The organism is Cupriavidus sp. Agwp_2 (assembly GCF_040784895.1).
Lineage (GTDB): Bacteria > Pseudomonadota > Gammaproteobacteria > Burkholderiales > Burkholderiaceae > Cupriavidus.
In genome coordinates, this window is sequence record NZ_CP088083.1 from 1,089,746 (window position 1) to 1,105,716 (window position 15,971).

Below are 15,971 nucleotides of genomic sequence, written 5' to 3' on the forward strand. Positions count from 1 at the left end.
TCAGCGGTTGGCGCGGTTCATGAACACCAGGCGCTCGAACAGGTGCACGTCCTGCTCGTTCTTCAGCAGCGCGCCGTGCAGCGGCGGGATCGCGGCCTTCTTGTCCGGGCTCTTCAGCGCCTCGGGCGGGATGTCCTCGGCCATCAGCAGCTTGAGCCAGTCGATCAGCTCGGAGGTCGACGGCTTTTTCTTCAGGCCCGGCAGGTTGCGCATCTCGTAGAACGATTCCAGCGCGGCGGCGACCAGCTCGCGCTTGATGCCGGGGTAGTGCACGTCGACGATCTGCTGCATGGTGTCGGCGTCCGGGAACTTGATGTAATGGAAGAAGCAGCGGCGCAGGAAGGCGTCGGGCAGTTCTTTCTCGTTGTTCGAGGTGATGATCACCAGCGGACGGTGCCTGGCCTTGACCAGTTCGCGCGTCTCGTAGACGTAGAACTCCATGCGGTCGAGTTCGCGCAGCAGGTCGTTGGGGAATTCGATATCGGCCTTGTCGATCTCGTCGATCAGCAGCACCACCTGCTCGTCGGCCGAGAAAGCCTGCCACAGCACGCCCTTGACGATGTAGTTGCGGATGTCGTGCACGCGGTCGTCGCCGAGCTGCGAGTCGCGCAGGCGCGAGACCGCGTCGTACTCGTACAGGCCCTGCTGGGCCTTGGTGGTCGACTTGATATGCCACTGCAGCAGCGGCATGCCCAGCGCGGCGGCCACTTCCTCGGCCAGCATGGTCTTGCCGGTGCCGGGCTCGCCCTTGATCAGCAGCGGGCGCTGCAGCGTGCGCGCGGCGTTGACGGCCAGCTTGAGGTCGTCGGTGGCGACATACTGGTCACTGCCCTCGAATTTGACCTGCTGGGCGGAGGGTGCTTGGGCGGAAGCGTTGGCGGTGTTTGACATGAGGCAACCTGGAGGTGACGGCCTTGTCCTGGAAGGGTCGGGCCGGGTTGGCGTGTTTTGGCGCAGTCTCTTCGCGCTGTCACGCGCGCTTTCATTATGGGTGGTACGGTACGGCCGGGCTGGCTGCGGGCGCCAGCGAACGGTCGTGCGCTTTCCCGGAATGGGCCAGTATAAAAGACCTTTGCGGTTCGTGTTGGACGGGGTTGACAGCCCGCCCGCCACGGGGGGCGGTGGCTGGACTGCCAGGTGTCGCCTGCTGTACAATGCGCCGGTTTGACGCGCCCCACGTCCAGTTCTCCAGTATCCGGCAGTCCGCGTTCAGAAGTCCCAGCGGCCCGCCCGGGTCGCGGCGATTGCGCGAGGTGGTTCCAGAATGGTGTTCCACATCTCGGCATTAAGACCGGGTGCCGAATGCCTGGCGGGTTGCACCTCTGGCAACCCCATTGCCAAGCCAGGCTTCCCCAGAAGCATTCTGAAACCGTCTCCCGCCCCGGCAGGGCAGGTCACGCACGGTTTAACTTCCAATCCGCAAAGACAATGAAAAAGCTCCTCACGATGGTGGTGCTGGGCGCGGCTGCAATGGCCACGCAGGCACAGGAAGTCAAGGGCAATGGAGACGCTGCCAAGGACAAGGTTGCAATGTGCATCGGATGCCACGGCATTCCGGGCTACCGTGCGTCGTTCCCCGAGATCTATGAAGTGCCGCTGCTGGGCGGCCAGAGCGCCAAGTACATCGAAAACGCGCTGAAGGCGTACCAGAAGGGCGAGCGCAAGCACCCGACGATGCGCAGCATCGCCGCCACGCTGACCGAGCAGGATATTGCCGACGTGGCTGCCTACTACTCGCAGCAGAAGGCGAATACCCAGAACAACTCCCTGAAGTAAGAGACCCATCATGAAGACGCTCAAGACGCTTTCGATCGCGCTCGGCGCACTCGTGCTGGGTGCCGCCGCAGTGCCGGCCTCGGCCGCCGACCTCGCCAACGGCAAGACGCTGGTGGAAAAGGGTGCCTGCGTGGCCTGCCACGGCGCGGGCATGAACAAGCCGATTTCGCCTGACTATCCCAAGCTGGCCGGCCAGCATGCCGACTACCTGTACCACGCGTTGCTGTCGTACCAGGTGTCGGGCAACTCCCTGGTGGGCCGCTCCAATGCAATCATGGCCGGCCAGGTCAACGCCAATCCGGCCGTGACCGGCAAGGACGGCAAGCCCCGTCCGTTCACGCGCAAGGAGCTGAAGGACATGGCGGCGTATATCGAGTCGCTGCCGGGCGACCTGGTGCTGAAGAAGTAAGCCGTGGCGCGGCGCCTGCCGCGCCGTCGCAGAGGGAAAGGCCGCCTTGGTACAGGCGGCTTTTTCATTGGGCAGCGCGCCAGCGCGTCCTACGCCGCGACACCTGCCAGCCGGCGGCGCATCCCTGCCGTGGCCCAAGGCTCGCCGTCGCCTACGACCAGCGCGTCGACGCCGGCCGCACTGTGCAGCAGGCTGGCCGCGGCGGACTCGCCCGCGACCATCAACGCAGTGCCCAGTCCATTGACCGCCGCGGCCTGTGAAGCCACCAGCGTCACGCCATGCGGACCCGCCGCCGGCATGCCGCTGGCGGGGTCGAGCACGTGGTGGTAGCGCCTGCCGTTGGCGACGAAGCAGCGCTCATAGTCGCCCGAGGACGCGACCACGGCATCGGAAACCGCCAGCACGCCCAGCAGCCGCGCCGGTGCGCGCGGGTCGCGCACGCCTACGCGCCAGTCGCGCCCTTGCAGCTGGCCGCTCGCCAGCACATCGCCGCCGCCATTGATCATGGCATGACGCAATCCATGCCTGCGCAGCACCTGCATGCCCGCCTGCAGGATCGGCAGCTTGGCGATCCCGCCCAGGTCCAGGCGCATGCCGGGGCGCAGCAGCATTGCTTCGCCCCGGCGCTCGTCGAGCATGACCTGCCGGTAGTCCACCAGCGCCCGTTCGCGTGCCAGCTCGGCGGCAGGAGGCACGCGCGCGTTGTCTTCACCGAAGCGCCAGCCGGCGAATGCACCAACGGTAATGTCGAACGCACCACCGGTACGCGCCGACAGCGCCGCCGCCGCTTGCAACACCGCCATCACTTCCGGTGCGACCGGCACCGGTTGCCGGCCGGCTGCGCGCTGCAGTGCGCTGACCTGGCTGTCGGGCCGGTAGCGCGACATCAGTTGCTCCAGGCGCGCCATCTCGGCAAAGGCGGCGGCGATTCCGGACCTTGCATCCAGGTAAGAACTGTCCTGCACCAAAATATCGACTTGCGTGCCCAGCAGGCGCCGCGACACGCGCGTGACCGTGGCATCGGCCAGCGCCGGCCTGAAGAACATGGCAGTGGCAAGCATCGGCACGCTGGCCGCGGCGGCGCGCAGCACGTTGCGCCGCATGGCGTCGATGCGAGGGGAAGAAGACAGCGTTGCCGGTAGGGTCTTGGCGCGCATGACAAGGTGGGCGGCGCTTGCCGCATTAGTTGATGACGTTGTGGTGCCGCCATTCTCCCGGCAGTTTTCGCGAAAACATGCATTAAAAATGAATATTTAAAAGATCCATGACGACCGTCAACCTCGTTCGCGTCAACTGCTTCGACTATTTGTAGCCGGCACCAACAGGCCACCAACAGGCCACCAACACAACGAAGAAAGCGGGCGGAGCCCTCCGCCCTTTGCAATGACGGTTCGAGGATCGAAGATGACGAGGCATTCCCAAGACCCCCTGGCACACACCGATGCACCGGCGGCACCGGGACGAAGGCGCTTTATCAATACGGCGGCGCTCGCCGGGCTGGCCGGCGTGGCGGCGTGCACGGACAAGGGCGGCGCGCCCGCCGCGGCCACCGCCACTGCGGCAAGCGGTGCGCACGCAGGACATGGCAGCGCGCATGCCGGTGCTTCGGTGCACCTGAAGCCGGGCGAGCTCGATACCTACTACGGCCTGTGGAGCGGTGGCCATGCGGGCGACGTGCGCGTGCTGGGCCTGCCCTCGGGGCGTGAGCTGCATCGTATCCCGTGCTTCGTGCCCGATGCGCTGACCGGCTGGGGCATCACCAATGAATCCAAGCGCGTGATGGGCACGGGCCCCGACGGCCACGTGATGTACACCGTCGGCGACACGCACCACGTGCATGCCTCGTACAAGGACGGCAATTACGATGGCCGCTACGCATGGATCAACGACAAGATCAACGCGCGGCTGGCGCGCATCCGGCTCGACTATTTCGTCTGCGACAAGATCACCGACCTGCCTAACGTGCAGGGCTTCCACGGCATCTTCCCGGACAAGCGCGACCCCGTCGACGCGAACATCAACTACACCACGCGCGTGTTCTGCGGCGCGGAGTTCGCCCTGCCACTGCCCAATACGCCGACCGAGGACGCGGGCAAGTACCGCTCGCTGTTCACCTGCGTCGATGCGCAGACGATGGCGGTGCGCTGGCAGGTGCTGATCGACGGCAACTGCGACCTGGTCGCGACCTCGTACGACGGCAAGCTGGCCGCGACCAACCAGTACAACGTCGAAATGGGCGCGCGCTATGAAGACATGATGTCGGCCGAGCGCGATGCCTGCCTGTTCTTCAACATCGCCCGCATCGAGGCTGCAATCAAGGCTGGGAAGTTCAAGACCATCGGCGACTCGAAGGTGCCGGTGGTGGACGGCACGCACACGGCCAACGCCGACCCGAAGACCGCGCTGACCGCCTACGTCTCGGTGCCGAAGAACCCGCACGGGGTCAATGCGAGCCCGGACCAGAAGTACTTCATCTGCGCCGGCAAGCTGTCGCCGACCGGCACCGTGATCGAGCTTGCGAAGGTGCTGGACTGGTTCGACGGCAAGCTGGAGAAGCTCGACGACGCCATCGTCGCCGAGGTCGAACTGGGCCTGGGGCCGCTGCATACTGCCTTCGACGGGCGCGGCAATGCCTACACCACGCTGTTCCTCGACAGCCAGATCGTCAAGTGGAACATCGACTCGGCGATCCGCTTCCACAAGGGCGACAAGAACGCCAAGTACGTGGTCGACCGGCTCGACGTGCAGTACCAGCCCGGCCACCTGAACGCCTCGCAGTCCGAGACGATTGCCGCCGACGGCAAGTTCCTGGGAGTAGGCTGCAAGTTCTCCAAGGATCGTTTCCTGCCGGTGGGGCCGCTGCATGCCGAGAACGAGCAGCTGATCGATATCTCCGGCGACAAGATGGTGCTGCTGGCGGACCACCCGGTGCACAGCGAACCGCACGACTTCATCATCTTCCGCCGCGAGCTGCTGCGGCCCAAGCAGGTCTACGCGCTGGATGATTTCCCGCTGGCGGTGAAGGATCCGCAGCAGTCGGGCGTGTTCCGCAACGGCAAGAAGGTGACGGTGAAGATCACGTCGCAGGCGCCTGTGTTCTCGCTGCGCGAGATCAAGCTGAAGAAGGGCGACGAGGTCACGCTGATCCTCACCAACCTGGACAAGATCGAAGACCTGACGCACGGGTTTGCCATCCCCAAGTACAACATCAACTTCATCGTCAATCCGCTCGAAACCGCGTCGGTGACCTTTGTCGCCGACAAGCCGGGCGTGTTCTGGTGCTACTGCACCCACTTCTGCCACGCGCTGCATCTTGAGATGCGCAGCCGCATGATCGTCGAGGCCTGAGACGGCATGCGTGGATGACATGGCGCGGTGCTTGCCGCTGCGCCGGTTGTCTGCTTGCCCCCAATTCCATGATCCACGCATTTCTCGAACGGCTCGCGGCGTGCTTCGCCGCGTGCGTACTGGCGCTTGGCTTTGTTGCGCCGGCACATGCGGGCGCCTACGAGGCAGCCTTGCCGCCGGAACTGTCCACCGCGGCGGACCTGTGCGCACTGGTGCCCTGCACCGAAGTGCTGCCCGGCGCGACCAGCTTTTCCACGCGCAAGGGTCAACCGCCCTACGTAGAGGGCTATCGCACCGGCGCGGACGGCAAGCAAGATCTGCTCGGCTACGTGATGCTGTCCACCGATATCACCGATACGCCGGCGTATTCCGGCAAGCCGGTGGTGACGCTGATCGGCATGGATACGCGGGGACAGTACACGGGCGTCAGGGTACTGAAGCATTCGGAGCCGATCCTGCTGCTGGGCATCCCGGAATCGGCGCTGCTCGATTTCAACCGGCAGTACGTTGGCAAGTCGGTTGGCGACAAGATCGAGGTCGGGCAGTCGCGGCCGGACGAGGGCGTGGTCGGCGTGGATGCCATTTCCGGGGCTACCGTGACGGTGATCGCGCAGAACCAGGTGCTGACCATATCGGGCGCGGCGGTGGCGCGGCAGGTCGGCATCCTGGCGCCGACGCAGCGGGCACCGGCGCGATATGCGGAAAGCGGCAAGCACTATGGCTGGCAGCAAATGGTGGCCGGCGGCCTGGTGCAGCGGCTGCTCGTGCAGCCGGCGCAAGTCGGGCTGGCCGGTGGCAGCGAGCCCTTTATCGAATTATGGTTTGGCGACCTCAACCATCCCGACATCGGCCGCAGCGTGCTGGGCGATGCCGGCTGGCAGGGATTGCGCGCGCAGCTGAAGCCCGGCGAGCATGCCATCTTCGTCATCCGCACCGCGGGGTCGGAGTCGTTCAAGGGCTCCGGGTTCGTGCGCGGCGGCATCTACGATCGCGTGCAGGTGCGACAGGGTGCCGACGCGTTCACCTTCCGCGACCTGGACTACCTCAACCTCTACGGCGTCGCGGCGGAGGGCGCGCCGGCGGTGACGGAGTCTGCGATCTTCGTGATCCGGTCGACGGCGTTTTCCGCCGCCTATCCATGGAAGCTGTCGTTCCTTGGCAATCGCGTCGACCGCGCCACCGGCACGCGCAGCTTCGCCAGCTTCGATGCGCCGTACTGGCTGCCGGCAGCGATGCTGCAGGGCGGCCGGCCACAGGTCGACGAACCCGAGGCGCCGTGGCGCAAGGTCTGGCGCAAGCAGGCCACCGCAATTGGCCTGTTCATCGCGCTGCTCGGTGCGGTCACGCTGGTCTACGCACTGCGCGACCGCCTGACGCGGCGCGCCACGCACAAGAACAAATGGCCGGTCAACGCGTTCAAGTACACGGCCTGGGGCCTCAGCATCGTCTTTGTCGGCTTCGGCGCGATGGCGCAGCCGTCGATCACGCAGGTGCTGACGTGGTTCCATGCGCTGCTGCTGCGCTGGGACTGGGCGTTGTTCCTCAGCGATCCCTTTATCTTCTGCTTCTGGATCTTCATCATCGCCACCGTGCTGCTGTTCGGGCGCGGGCTGTTCTGCGGCTGGCTGTGCCCGTTCGGCTCGCTGTCCGAGGCGATCTACAAGCTGGGCCGCTTCCTCGGACTGAAGCGATGGCAGCGGCAACTGCCGCGTCGCTGGCATGACCGGCTCAAGTGGGTCAAGTACGGTGTGTTTTTCGGGCTGCTGGCGGTGTCGGTGTTTTCGATGGGGCTGGCCGAGATGCTGGCTGAGATCGAGCCGTTCAAGACGACCTTCCTGGTCGGCATCCCGAACCGCGCGTGGCCGTACGGGCTGTTCGCCTGCACGCTGCTGGGACTGTCGCTGTTTGTCGAACGGCCTTACTGCAAGTACCTGTGCCCGCTCGGCGCAGCACTGGCGATGCCCAGCACGTTCCGCTGGTTTGGCCTGCGGCGCAAGCCCGATTGCAACCACTGCAAGGCATGCGCGGTGGGCTGCGGCGCGCAGGCGATCGATGCCGACGGCCGCATCGACCAGCGCGAATGCCTGCATTGCCTCGACTGCATGGTGCTCTATACCGATACGCGCGGCTGCCCGCCGCTGGCCCGCGAGCGCAAGCGGCGCGAGCGCGACGGGCTGGCGCTGGCGCCAGTCGGGCGCGACGGGTATTTCATCCCGCTGGTGCCGGTGCCGGCCGACGCGAAGCAGCCGTCGGGCCCCGATCCGAGGATGCCGACCGACCCGGTGGCGCCGTACGCTGCAAGGGCTGGCGCCACGCGCTGGTCCGCCGAGCTGTGGGACCACTTGTGGCCATGGAGCGGGCAGGGCTGGCGCACCGCCGCTGCATTGCAGATGGCGGGGCTTGCGGTGGCGCTGGCGGCCACCGTCGCGTGGGCGCTGGCCGCCAGCGGACAAATGCGCGCGGGCGCGGTGATCGGATGGTGGCTGGGCTGGAGCCTGTACGAGGTGCTGATCCGCCTGTCGGGCAAGCGCTACGTCAAGGATGGCCCGTGGTGGCGCGGCCGCTACCGGCGCGCCACGGTGATGGACATGCTCAGCTATGTCGGCTTCAAGAACCTGCTGGTCGGCGCGGTGCTGTTCCTGGTGCTGAAGACGATGGGGATGCTGGCCACATGAAGGCGCTGCTTGGTATCGCGCTGCTTTGCATGACCTGCGCGCAGGCCGCGACCTGGCGCGTGCAGCCCGGCCAGTCGCTGCAGGCGGCGATCGACGCCGCCGGCGCAGGCGACACCATCGAGATTGCGCGCGGCCATTACACCGGCAACTTCGTCGTCGACAAGCCGCTGGTGCTGCGCGGCATTGCACGGCCCACGCTCAGCGGCGCGCTGCGCGGCGATACGCTGCGCATCACGGCGCCCGACGTGACGGTCGAAGGCCTGATCGTGCGCGACTCCGGCGACAGCCTGAAGGACCAGAACGCCGGCATCTATATCCGCCCCGGCGCGCACCGCGCGGCGGTGCGCCGGTGCGACCTGACCTACAACCTGTTCGGGCTGTGGATCGAGAAAGCCGACGATGTCCGCGTCGAACACAACACCATCACCGGCAAGCGCGATTACAACTCGGCGCAGCGCGGTAACGGCGTGCAGCTCTACAACACGCGCGGCGCACGCATCCTCGACAACAACATCAGCTTCGTGCGCGACGCGCTCTACGTCGATGTCTCGCACCATGCCATCTTTCGCGGCAACCGGCTGCACCACAGCCGCTACGGCACCCATTACATGAACTCGTACCACAACCTGTGGGAAGGCAACGACAGCTACCGCAACCGCGGCGGGCTGGCGCTGATGGAAGTGCGCGACCAGGTCGTGCGCAACAACCGCACCTGGGGCAATGCCGACCACGGCATCATGCTGCGCACGCTGCAGGACTCGGTGATCGAAGGCAACGTGGTCGCCGGCAACCAGCGCGGCTTCTTTATCTACGACGTCGAGTACGTGACGCTGCGCGGCAACCTGGTGCTGGGGAATGCGGTCGGCGTGCACCTGTCGGCCGGTTCGACGCGCAACGTAGTGCAGGGCAACGATTTCATCGGCAACCGCGAGCCGGTGCGCTACGTGGGCGCGCGCGACGAACCATGGGGCGGGCGCGGGCAGGGCAACTACTGGAGCAACTACCTGGGCTGGGACCGCGACGGCGATGGCGTGGGTGACGTGCCGTACCAGGCCAATGACCTCGTCGACCGGCTGGGCTGGCGCTATCCGGGCGTGACGCTGCTGCTGGGCAGTCCGGCCCTGCAGGCGCTGCGGCTGGCGGGACAGCAGTTCCCGGTGATCCGGGCGCCGGGCGTAGTCGATGCTTATCCGCGGATGCGCCCGGTGCGCGCCAACTGGAGGGACTGGGATGCTCAGGCCAGCGGCCACTGAACCGCACGACGCCATCGTGCTGGCCGGCGTCAGCCGGCATTTCGGCGCGTTGCGCGCCGTCGACGACGTCAGCCTCAGCGTGGGGCAGGGCGAACTGCTCGGGCTGATCGGGCACAACGGCGCGGGCAAGAGCACGCTGTTCAGGATGATGCTGGGACTGTTGCCACCTACGCATGGCACGTTACGCGTCGCCGGTGCCGACGTGGGCAGCCGCGCATTTCGCAACGCCCGGTGCGGCATCGGCTACCTGCCCGAGCACCTGGTGCTCTATGACAACCTGAGCGGCCTGGAAACGCTGCGCTTCTTCGCGCGCCTGAAGGGCGTGAGCGCGGATGCGTGCGCGCCGATGCTTGCTCAGGTCGGCCTGTCCGCCGCCGCCGCGCGGCCGGTGCGCGAGTATTCGAAAGGCATGCGTCAACGGCTCGGCTTCGCGCAGGCGCTGCTCGGCGCGCCGCGCGTGCTGTTCCTCGACGAGCCGACCAACGGACTGGACCCGGCGGCAATCCGCGACTTCTACCTGATGCTCAACGCATTGCGCGAACGCGGCGTGACCATCGTCATCACCTCGCACATCCTGGCCGAGCTGCAGCAGCGCATCGATCGCTTCGCCATTCTCGCCGCCGGCCGTTTGCAGGCCACCGGCAGCCTGGAAGCGCTGCGCGCGCAGGCGGGGCTGCCGCTGACGCTGGCGCTGCGGCTCGAACCGGGCGCGCGCGAAGACGCGCTGCGCCTGCTGCGGACGCAAGCGTGGGACAACATCGAAGTGGTGGAGGGGGAGCCGGCGGAACTGACCGTGCGCTGCCCCGTTGCGGCCAAGATGCCGGTGCTGGCCGCATTGCAGCCGCTGGCGGGCCGCCTGCTGGACCTGCAGATCCGCGAGCCGTCCCTCGAAGACCTGTTTCTCGGCATGCGGGGGCAAGCATGAACGCGCGCATCGATGCAAGGCAGGTGGCCGCGATTGCCGCCAAGGAATTCCGCGACCGCATGCGCAACCGCTGGGTGCTCGCCGTGGCGGTCGTCTTCACCGCACTGTCGCTGGCGATCGGCTATTTCGGCGGCGCCGAGCAGGGTGTGCTCGGACCGCGTTCGCTGGAGTTCGTCATCACCAGCCTGGCGAGCCTGGTGATCTACCTGGTGCCGATGATCGCGCTGCTGCTCGGTTTCGATGCCGTGGTGGGCGAGCGCGAGCGTGGCTCGCTCGACCTGCTGCTGTCATTGCCGCTGACGCGCGGCGAGCTGCTGCTGGGCAAGTACCTCGGGCTGGCCGCCGCATTGCTGCTGGCCACTACCGGCGGCTTTGCGTTGATGGCGGTGCTGCTGGCGCGCCAGTTCGGCTGGCCGGGCCTGTACCACTACCTCGGCTTCGTCGCGAGTGCCGCGCTGCTGGGCCTGGCATTCCTGAGCCTGGCGCTGTGGCTGTCGGTGCTGTCGCGCGACCGCGCGCAGGCATCGGGCCTGGCGATCGGCCTGTGGTTTTTCTTCGTGCTGGTGTTCGACCTGCTGCTGCTCGGGCTGCTGGTCGCCGGCGCGGGCGAGGGCGGCGCCAGCGCGTCTGGCACCGACTGGATCGCGTGGCTGCTGCTGCTGAACCCCGCGGACCTGTTCCGCATCGTCAATGCCTTTTCACTCGACCAGTTGCGCAGCGCCGGCGGCGTTGCCAGCATCGTGCCGCCGGCGCTGGCCAGCCCCTGGCCTACCGGCGCGGCGCTGCTGGCGTGGATCGCCGTGCCGCTGGTCCTTGCTGCCCGGAGATTCCGCTGATGTGTTCCCCATCGTCTTTGCGCCGCCGCCACCTGATGCTCGCCATGGCCGGTGCCACGGTCTTCGTTGCCGCCTGCGGCAAGAAGCCCGACGGCGCCGTGCACCCGCATGAGATCGAGTCCGCCACCGCCTGCGAGCTGGATGGCATGCTGCTGGCCGACTATCCTGGCCCCAAGGCGCAGGTCTTCTACGCGGGCGAAGCACGCCCGCACTGGTTCTGCGACACGGTGGAAATGTTCCACGCGCTGCTGCGGCCGGAGCAGGTCAGGCCGGTGCGCGCGGTGTTCGTGCAGGACATGGCGCGGGCTGACTGGGAGCGTCCGCGCGGCCACTGGTTCGATGCCACCACCGGCGTGTATGTCGCCGGCAGCGGGCGCCACGGATCGATGGGGCCGACGCTGGCGAGCTTCCGGGCGCAAAGCGATGCCAGCGCCTTTGTCGCCCGCCATGGCGGCAGGCTGCTGCGCTATGCCGAGGTGACGCCGGAACTGGCGGACCTCAGCGGCGGCGCCATGCACGACAGCCGGATGTAATGGCTGTCACGCAAGGCGCGCGCGATTGGAGGGGTTGGTGGCTCAGTTGCCGCTGCCCGGCACCAGGCGGCGCTGGCGCACCGATTCCGCCAGGCCTTCCAGCACCTTGACCGACTCATCCCAGCCGATGCACGCATCGGTGACCGACTGGCCGTAGGTCAGGTCCTCCAACGGCATGCCCTGCACGTGGTCCTGGCGGCCAGCCACCAGGTGCGATTCGACCATCACGCCGATGATGCGCTGGTCGCCGCCGGCGACCTGGCGGCCGATCTCTTCGCACACCGGGATCTGGTTCTCATGCTTCTTGCTGCTGTTGGCATGCGAGGCATCGATCATCAGGCGCGAGGCCAGCCCGGCCTTGGAGATGGCGTCGCACGCTTCCTGCACGCTGGCGGCATCGTAATTGGGCGCCTTGCCGCCGCGCAGGATCACGTGGCAGTCCTCATTGCCGGAGGTCGACACGATCGCCGAGTGGCCGCCCTTGGTCACCGACAGGAAATGGTGCGGCTGCGACGCGGCCTTGATTGCGTCCACCGCGATCTTGACGTTGCCGTCGGTGCCGTTCTTGAAGCCCACCGGGCACGACAGTCCCGAGGCCAGCTCGCGGTGCACCTGCGACTCGGTGGTGCGCGCGCCGATCGCGCCCCAGCTGACCAGGTCGGCGATATATTGCGGGCTGATCATGTCGAGGTACTCGGTGCCGGTCGGCACGCCCATCTCGCTGATGTTCAGCAGCAGTTCGCGCGCGGTGCGCAGGCCATCGTTGATCTTGAAGCTGCCGTCCATGTGCGGGTCGTTGATCAGGCCTTTCCAGCCCACCGTGGTGCGCGGCTTCTCGAAGTAGACGCGCATCACCACTTCCAGCTCGTTGGCGAAGCGGTCGCGCTGCACCTTGAGCAGCTTGGCGTATTCCAGCGCGGCGCGGGTATCGTGGATCGAGCACGGGCCGATGATGACGATGAGCCGGTCATCCATGCCGTGAAGGATGCGGTGCATGGACTGGCGCGCGCCGTAGATCACGTCCGAAGCCTTTTCAGAGCAGCCAAATTCGCGGATCAGGTGCGCCGGCGGCAGCAGCTCCTTGAGTTCGCGAATGCGCAGGTCGTCGGTGTTCTTCAGCATGATGGCTCCAGGATTTCTTGTGAGGTCGTGAGAGTGGGGGAAACAAACAGGTATAAAAAAACCGCCAGGGTCGCTGGCGGTTTCTTTTGTATTCGGGGCGCTTACAGCCGTCCCTCCCTATCCGCCAGCGGTGTGAGATCGCTAAAAAAGTAAAAGTAAAACTTAGCGGACATGGCGGGAAAGGACGTTGGCTGGGGTCAGCTTGATTCGATTTTGTGGATAGGCGCTGAATTCATGCTGCACTGCGTAGCAGAAAGGCAGGAAATTGCGCGCCGGTCGACAATTGTTTGACGCGCCTTGATTGCCTGCGGCACGACGAAGCATCTTTATAGCGCCTTTTGCCGGGGTTGGCAAGTGTCCGCGGCGTCGCGCGCGCGCTCGCGCCATGCCTCGTGTGGCGCGCAATTTCCTTGCTGTATCGGCTACGGCCGCGGCCTATATTGGACGGGAGGGAGCGCACGGGGAGGTGCATCATGAGCGTCGATGAGGCGAGGCTGAATGCCTTCATGGAGAAATTCGTCCACGATATCGGCGCGGTGATGCACGCGGCCACCGTGGTGGTCGGCGATGAACTGGGCCTGTACAAGGCCATGGCGGAAAAGCCGATGACCGTCGACGTGCTGGCGCAAAAGACCCATACCGACGTGCGCTACCTGCGCGAATGGCTGTCGGCGCAGGCAGCCAGCGGCTACGTCGACTACGATCCCGACAGCGCGGAGTTCAGCCTGAACGAAGAGCAGGCCTTCGCGCTGGCGCAAGAGGGCAGCCCGGCGTTCATCCCCGGCGCGTTCCAGATTGCCGTGGCGCAGTTCCGCGCCATTCCCAGGATGATCGATATCTTCCGCAACGGGCGCGGGCTGGGCTGGCATGAACACGACCCGGCGCTGTTCCACGGTACCGAACGCTTTTTCCGGCCCGGCTATGCCGCGCACCTGGTCTCGGAATGGATCCCCGCGCTCGACGGCATCGAGGCGCGGCTCAGGGACGGTGCCAGCGTGGCCGACGTCGGCTGTGGCCATGGCGCGTCGACCATCATCATGGCGCAGGCCTATCCGGCCTCGCGCTTCGTCGGCTTCGACTACCACGAGCCTTCGGTACGCCATGCCACCGAGGCCGCGCGGCGCGCCGGCGTGGGCGATCGCGTGCGCTTCGAAGTGGCCAGCGCGAAGGACTATGCCGGCAAGGACTACGACCTGGTCGCGGTGTTCGACTGCCTGCACGACATGGGCGATCCGGTCGGCGCGGCGCGGCACGTGCGCGAGACGCTGCGGCCCGACGGCGCATGGCTGATCGTCGAGCCGTTCGCCAACGACAAGCTGGAAGACAACCTCAATCCGGTCGCGCGCGTGTTCTATTCCGCGTCGACGTTCATCTGCACGCCGGCGTCGCGTTCGCAGGAAGTCGGGTTGTGCCTGGGCGCGCAGGCGGGGGAGGCGCGCCTGCGCGGGGTGGCCGAGCAGGCGGGCTTCGGCAGCTTCCGCAGGGCGGCGCAGACGCCGTTCAACCTGGTGTACGAGGCGCGGCCGCACGCACAAGAGGCATCATGAAAAACGGGACCCGCGGGTCCCGTTTCCTTGGGGCGATGCAGCGTCAGGCAGTGCCGCCCACCGTCATGTTTTCAATCCGCAGCGTCGGCTGGCCCACGCCGACCGGCACGCTCTGGCCTTCCTTGCCGCAGACGCCAACGCCGGAATCCAGGCGCATGTCGTTGCCGATCATGGTCACGTCCTTCAGCGATTCCGGGCCGTTGCCGACCAGCGTCGCGCCCTTGACCGGGTACGTGATCTTGCCGTCCTCGATCATGTACGCCTCGCTCGCCGAGAATACGAACCTGCCGTTGGTGATATCGACCTGGCCGCCGCCGAAGTTGACCGCATACAGGCCCTTCTTGACGCTGGCGATGATTTCCTGCGGATCCCTGTCGCCGTTGAGCATGTAGGTGTTGGTCATGCGCGGCATCGGCAGCGCGGCATAGCTTTCGCGGCGCGCGTTGCCGGTGACCGGCATCTTCATCAGGCGCGCGTTGAGCGTGTCCTGGATATAGCCGCGCAGGATGCCGTCCTCGATCAGCGTGGTGCACTGGGTCGGGTTGCCTTCGTCGTCGAGGTTGAGCGAGCCGCGGCGGTTGGCCAGCGTGCCATCGTCGACCACGGTCACGCCCTTGGCCGCGACGCGCTCGCCCATGCGGCCGGCGAAAGCCGATGAGCCCTTGCGGTTGAAGTCGCCTTCCAGCCCATGGCCGACGGCCTCATGCAGCAGCACGCCGGGCCAGCCCGGGCCCAGCACCACGGTCATCGCGCCGGCCGGGGCGGGGCGGGCGTCCAGGTTGACCAGCGCCGACGACACGGCTTCGTCCACGTATTTCTGCAGCAGTTCGTCGCTGAAGTACCCATAGGCATAGCGGCCGCCGCCACCCGAGGAGCCGATCTCGCGGCGCCCGCCCTGTTCGGCGATCACCGTCACCGACACGCGCACCAGCGGCCGCACGTCGGCGGCGATCACGCCGTCGCTGCGCGCCACCAGCACCACGTCGTATTCGCCGGCCAGGCCGGCCATCACCTGCACCACGCGCGGGTCCTTGGCGCGCGCCATGCGTTCGATGCGTTCCAGCAGTGCCACCTTTTCGGCGGCGCTCATCGAATCCAGCGGGTCGTTGGGTGCATACAGGCTGCGGCCGGCGTGCGAGGCCAGTTCGCCCGCCACCTTGACGCGGCCGTTGCCGGCGCGGCCGATGGTGCGGGTGGCGGCTGCCGCCTGCGACAGCGCGGCCAGGCTGATGTCGTCCGAATAGGCAAAGGCGGTCTTGTCGCCCGATACGGCGCGCACGCCCACGCCCTGGTCGATGCTGAAGCTGCCCGACTTGACGATGCCTTCTTCCAGGCTCCACGCCTCGTTGCGGGTGTACTGGAAGTACAGGTCGGCATAGTCGACCTTGTGCGTGAAGATATCGGCCAGCACGCGCTGCAGCTTGGCCTCGTCCAGGCCATATGGCGCCAGCAGCAGTTGCTGCGCGGTGGCCAGGTTGCGGATTCCGAGATCGCCGGCGTTCATGAGATGTCCTTTTTTCCGATTGCCGCCCCGGCGCGACAGGGGT

The 15,971-nt window shown here is 66.6% G+C and carries 13 protein-coding genes; 9 read left to right on the forward strand and 4 right to left on the reverse strand.

The window, feature by feature from the left end; translation table 11 throughout:
* Complete coding sequence (locus LPA45_RS05090; protein WP_116317580.1) at positions 1–891, reverse strand: MoxR family ATPase; 891 nt, start codon at positions 889–891, stop codon at positions 1–3.
* A 537-nt stretch (positions 892–1,428) separates the two neighbouring features.
* Here LPA45_RS05090 and LPA45_RS05095 point away from each other — a divergent pair.
* Positions 1,429–1,776 (forward strand): cytochrome c, encoded by a 348-nt coding sequence (locus tag LPA45_RS05095; RefSeq protein WP_116317581.1) that lies wholly within the window; start codon positions 1,429–1,431, stop codon positions 1,774–1,776.
* A gap of 10 nt (positions 1,777–1,786) precedes the next feature.
* Complete coding sequence (locus LPA45_RS05100; RefSeq protein WP_116317582.1) at positions 1,787–2,185, forward strand: c-type cytochrome; 399 nt, start codon at positions 1,787–1,789, stop codon at positions 2,183–2,185.
* Between the two features lie 89 nt (positions 2,186–2,274).
* On the opposite strand, the gene LPA45_RS05105 is transcribed toward LPA45_RS05100, so the two are convergent.
* Positions 2,275–3,288: an FAD:protein FMN transferase gene (locus LPA45_RS05105; protein WP_317921983.1), complete on the reverse strand. Its 1,014-nt coding sequence runs from the start codon at positions 3,286–3,288 to the stop codon at positions 2,275–2,277.
* A 301-nt stretch (positions 3,289–3,589) separates the two neighbouring features.
* Between LPA45_RS05105 and nosZ the strand changes: the two genes are divergently transcribed.
* The 6 genes from nosZ (at position 3,590) to LPA45_RS05135 (ending at position 11,755) form a co-directional block, all read left to right on the forward strand.
* Positions 3,590–5,533: a TAT-dependent nitrous-oxide reductase gene (gene nosZ, locus LPA45_RS05110; protein ID WP_116317584.1), complete on the forward strand. Its 1,944-nt coding sequence runs from the start codon at positions 3,590–3,592 to the stop codon at positions 5,531–5,533.
* A 68-nt stretch (positions 5,534–5,601) separates the two neighbouring features.
* Entirely contained in the window at positions 5,602–8,208 is a 2,607-nt protein-coding gene (locus tag LPA45_RS05115) for a 4Fe-4S binding protein (protein ID WP_367394962.1), read from the forward strand.
* A complete protein-coding gene (locus tag LPA45_RS05120; RefSeq protein ID WP_317921949.1) occupies positions 8,205–9,461 on the forward strand; it encodes a nitrous oxide reductase family maturation protein NosD in 1,257 nt (418 codons plus the stop codon). The genes LPA45_RS05115 and LPA45_RS05120 overlap by 4 nt, the downstream gene beginning before the upstream one ends.
* Positions 9,439–10,386, forward strand: a complete 948-nt coding sequence (locus LPA45_RS05125; RefSeq protein WP_367394963.1) for an ATP-binding cassette domain-containing protein — start codon at positions 9,439–9,441, stop codon at positions 10,384–10,386. The genes LPA45_RS05120 and LPA45_RS05125 overlap by 23 nt, the downstream gene beginning before the upstream one ends.
* Positions 10,383–11,222 (forward strand): ABC transporter permease, encoded by an 840-nt coding sequence (locus LPA45_RS05130; protein ID WP_199414502.1) that lies wholly within the window; start codon positions 10,383–10,385, stop codon positions 11,220–11,222. Before LPA45_RS05125 ends, LPA45_RS05130 begins: the two co-directional genes overlap by 4 nt.
* A complete protein-coding gene (locus tag LPA45_RS05135; RefSeq protein WP_116317588.1) occupies positions 11,222–11,755 on the forward strand; it encodes a nitrous oxide reductase accessory protein NosL in 534 nt (177 codons plus the stop codon). Before LPA45_RS05130 ends, LPA45_RS05135 begins: the two co-directional genes overlap by 1 nt.
* Before the next feature lie 42 nt (positions 11,756–11,797).
* On the opposite strand, the gene aroG is transcribed toward LPA45_RS05135, so the two are convergent.
* Entirely contained in the window at positions 11,798–12,877 is a 1,080-nt protein-coding gene (gene aroG, locus LPA45_RS05140; RefSeq protein WP_116317589.1) for a 3-deoxy-7-phosphoheptulonate synthase AroG, read from the reverse strand.
* A 473-nt stretch (positions 12,878–13,350) separates the two neighbouring features.
* On the opposite strand from aroG, the gene LPA45_RS05145 reads away from it, so the two are divergent.
* On the forward strand, positions 13,351–14,424 hold the full coding sequence (locus LPA45_RS05145) for a class I SAM-dependent methyltransferase (protein ID WP_116317590.1): 1,074 nt from the start codon (positions 13,351–13,353) through the stop codon (positions 14,422–14,424).
* 43 nt (positions 14,425–14,467) lie between these two features.
* Here LPA45_RS05145 and tldD read toward each other — a convergent pair whose 3' ends face one another.
* On the reverse strand, positions 14,468–15,928 hold the full coding sequence (tldD, locus tag LPA45_RS05150; RefSeq protein ID WP_317921953.1) for a metalloprotease TldD: 1,461 nt from the start codon (positions 15,926–15,928) through the stop codon (positions 14,468–14,470).
* Positions 15,929–15,971: the final 43 nt, after the last annotated feature.